The 3,333-nt window shown below is 68.5% G+C and carries 3 protein-coding genes; all 3 read right to left on the bottom strand.

The genetic code is table 11. The features are described 5' to 3' along the window. Positions 1-773, bottom strand: a 773-nt coding sequence (locus PLL68_RS13220; RefSeq protein WP_324534824.1) for an FAD-binding protein, incomplete at its 3' end; no start/stop codon positions are given. A gap of 12 nt (positions 774-785) precedes the next feature. Then, positions 786-1,493, bottom strand: coding sequence for a succinate dehydrogenase cytochrome b subunit (locus PLL68_RS13225; RefSeq protein ID WP_324534826.1), 708 nt, complete (start codon positions 1,491-1,493; stop codon positions 786-788). Between the two features lie 137 nt (positions 1,494-1,630). Continuing rightward, positions 1,631-3,217 carry a M28 family metallopeptidase gene (locus PLL68_RS13230; RefSeq protein WP_324534828.1) on the bottom strand — a complete coding sequence of 529 codons (1,587 nt, stop codon included), beginning with the start codon at positions 3,215-3,217 and terminating at the stop codon, positions 1,631-1,633. Positions 3,218-3,333: the final 116 nt, after the last annotated feature.

Below are 3,333 nucleotides of genomic sequence, written 5' to 3' on the forward strand. Positions count from 1 at the left end.
GCGTTGGTCGACAGGAAGAACACGTTGCCGTACCCACCGGAGGCGAGGACGACGGCATCCGCGAGGTGCGTCTCGATCTCGCCGGTGACGAGGTCGCGAGCGATGATGCCGCGCGCGCGACCCTCGGAGACGATGACCTCGAGCATCTCGTGGCGGGTGAACTGCTCGACCGTTCCGGCCGCGACCTGGCGCTCGAGGGCCTGGTAGGCACCGATGAGCAGCTGCTGGCCGGTCTGGCCACGGGCGTAGAAGGTGCGCGACACCTGGACGCCACCGAAGGAGCGGTTGTCGAGCAGACCGCCGTACTCGCGGGCGAACGGCACGCCCTGCGCGACGCACTGGTCGATGATCGCGGCGCTGACCTCGGCCAGGCGGTAGACGTTGGTCTCGCGGGCCCGGTAGTCACCACCCTTGACCGTGTCGTAGAACAAGCGGTAAACGGAGTCGCCGTCCTCCTTGTAGTTCTTCGCGGCGTTGATGCCGCCCTGCGCGGCGATCGAGTGCGCCCGGCGCGGGCTGTCCTGGAAGCAGAACGACTTCACGTGGTAGCCGGCCTCGCCCAAGGTTGCGGCGGCGGCGCCACCGGCGAGCCCGGTGCCGACGATGATGACCGACAGCTTGCGCCGGTTGGCCGGGTTGACCAGGGCTGCCTCGAACTTGCGGGTGGTCCACTTCTCGCCGATGGGGCCGGCCGGCGCCTTGGTGTCGGCGATCTTCTCGCCCTCGGTGTAGAGGCGGTGGGCGACCCCCGCGTTGACGGTGTTATCGGTCATGGTGTCAGTGCCTCACTTGATCAGGCCGAAGAGGATGGCGAGCGGCGGGATGGCGAACCCGACGACGACGAGCGCTGCGACGGCGTTCCCGGTGGCCTTGGCGCGCCGGTACTTCGCCGGGGTGCCCGTGAGGCCGAGGGTCTGCTGTGCACTGAACACACCGTGCGCGAGGTGCAGGCCGAGCGCGCCGAGGGCGAGCAGGTAGATCAGGGTCATCCACGGAACCTGGAAGCTCGCGACGACGAGCTGGTAGGGGTTGTTCTCGATGTCCGGGCCCTGGGCGTCGGGGTTGACCGAGATCTTCATGATCGTGAAGTGCAGCAGGTGCCAGACGATGAAGAGGATGAGGAAGACCCCGCCCCACCGCATCCACGCGGTGCGCATCGCCGTCTTGGCGGCGGCGTACTTCGTGCGCCGTGCGGTGCCGGCCCGGCTCCACAGCGCGAACGCCGCGTAGATGTGGCCGATGACCGCCACGATCAACACGACGCGCACGATCCACAGCAGCCCCTCGTAGGGCAGGATCGGCTCGCCGAAGGTGCGCAGGTGATGGGCGTAGGTGTTGAACGCCTCCTCCCCCGCCAAGGTCTTGAGGTTGCCGTACATGTGCAACAGGACGTACCCGACGAACACCAGCCCGGACCCCGCCATGAGGGTCTTGAGGGCGATGGTGGTGCGGCGGGCCGACGCCGGACGTGAGGGAGCTGTCGTAGTGGCCACGGCAGCAACCTAGCGCGGCGCGCCGCCCGGCGGCAGGTCAGGTGAACCTTGGCGGGTGTGAGGTTCGCCAATTACCCGCCGGTAGACATGACGACGCCCGGCATCCGAGGTGGGATGCCGGGCGTCGTGCGGTCAGGTCACTCGGTGTGGGTGGGCGCGTGGTCGTGGTCGTGCAGGCCACCCTGGGACGAGCCTGAATCGCCGCCAGCGCCCGACGTTCCCGCTCCGTCGCCCGAGACGGGCGGGAAGTTGCCCTTGCCCGGGCGCCCGTTGACGTCCGAGGTGTTCATCGCGTACTGGAGCACGCTGAACCCGATGGCATCGGAGTTGACCTCGAGGGCATGGTCGTTGTTGTTCGCGTAGGTGTCGCAGGCCAGGTGGTAGCACGGGTCGTACTGCTGGCCCGCCGTGCCGCCCCAGAGGGCCGCCTCCTCGACGGACTTGACTCCCTCCGCGCCCGTGAACAGACCGCCGGACGGAATGCCGATCTCGATGAACGGCCCGTAGTCCGAGCGTCCCGAGAAGTCGGTGCCCTTGAACGGCTCGCCGACCTTGGCGTAGAAGGCCTCGAAGGTCTTCTCGATCTGTGCCGAACCCTCCGGCCCGGCTGGGGCGTCTCCGGGTAGACCCGTGCCGTCGGAGTTGTCACCGTCGTAGACGAAGAAGACGTGGTTGGGCGAGCCGACCATGTCGAAGTTCAGGTAGAGGGCGATCTGGTCCCGCTCGGCCTCGCTGAGGTTGGTGACGTAGTACCTGGAGCCCACGAGACCGGACTCCTCGGCGCCCCACCACGCGAAGCGCACGGCGTTCACCGGCCGCACCTTGGCCATCTGCTCGGCCACCTCGAGGATGGCCGCCGAGCCGGAGCCGTTGTCGTTGATGCCCGGCCCGGCGTTGACCGAGTCGAGGTGGGCGCCGGCCATGACGACGTTGTCGGTGCTGCCGCTCGTCTGGGCGAAGACGTTGTACGTCGTCGCCTGGCCGCGGAAGGTTTCGGCCTTGACGCGCATGGTCAGGCCGGCCGTGGCCGCGAGCTCCGCACCGGCGGCTTGGGTCACCGCCATGACGGGAATGTCGAGGGTGAAGTCGTTGCCGAGGGTCCCGTTGATGACGCCCGCCTGGTTGTTCCAGATGATGACGGCGGAGGCGCCTGCGTTGTAGGCGTTGGTCGACTTGATGGCAAAGGTGCAGGTGCCCCGCTGGACGAGCGCGATGTTGCCGGCCGCGAAGCCGGCGAAGTCGCTGGCATCGCAACCCTCGTTGCCGCTGCCGGCGTCGGCCGGCCTGCTGACCGACGCGGTGACGTCGCCGCTGCCGGAGTAGCTGAGGAACGTCGTGGCGACGGGCCCGGCCGGCGGCGGCGCCACCCGCTCGAGCACCGGCGGGCTGAGCGAGATGAAGGTCTGGAACGTGAAGGGCTGGACCCGAGGGGTGTACCCGGCCTTCTTGAGCCGCTCGACGACGTAGTCGACGGATTCGTCGTACCCGGGGCTACCCGACACCCTGGTGCCCCCGTTGGCGTCGGCGATCGACTGCAAGGCCTTCTGGTGCTCACGCACACCCTCGAGGGTGATGCACTCCATGAGCTTGGCGTGCGTGTTGTTCACCCGCGTGTCACACGCCGGGGAGGGCTTCGGCGCCGCCTGCACCAGCGGTGTGAACGACAACGCGCTGGCAGCGGCGGCGGCGACGACGGCGCCGATCCGCAGGGAGGTTCGAGACATGTGCTGATCTCCGTGGTGTCCGAGGTGGTGCCCGGGATGGGTGGCGTGGCGCACCGCGTCGCAGCACCCGTGGATCCCGCCAGAGTAGGGAGAACCCCCCGATCCGTAAAGACCTC

Origin of the sequence: Ornithinibacter sp. (genome assembly GCF_035443565.1) — a bacterium.
Lineage (GTDB): Bacteria > Actinomycetota > Actinomycetes > Actinomycetales > Dermatophilaceae > Fodinibacter.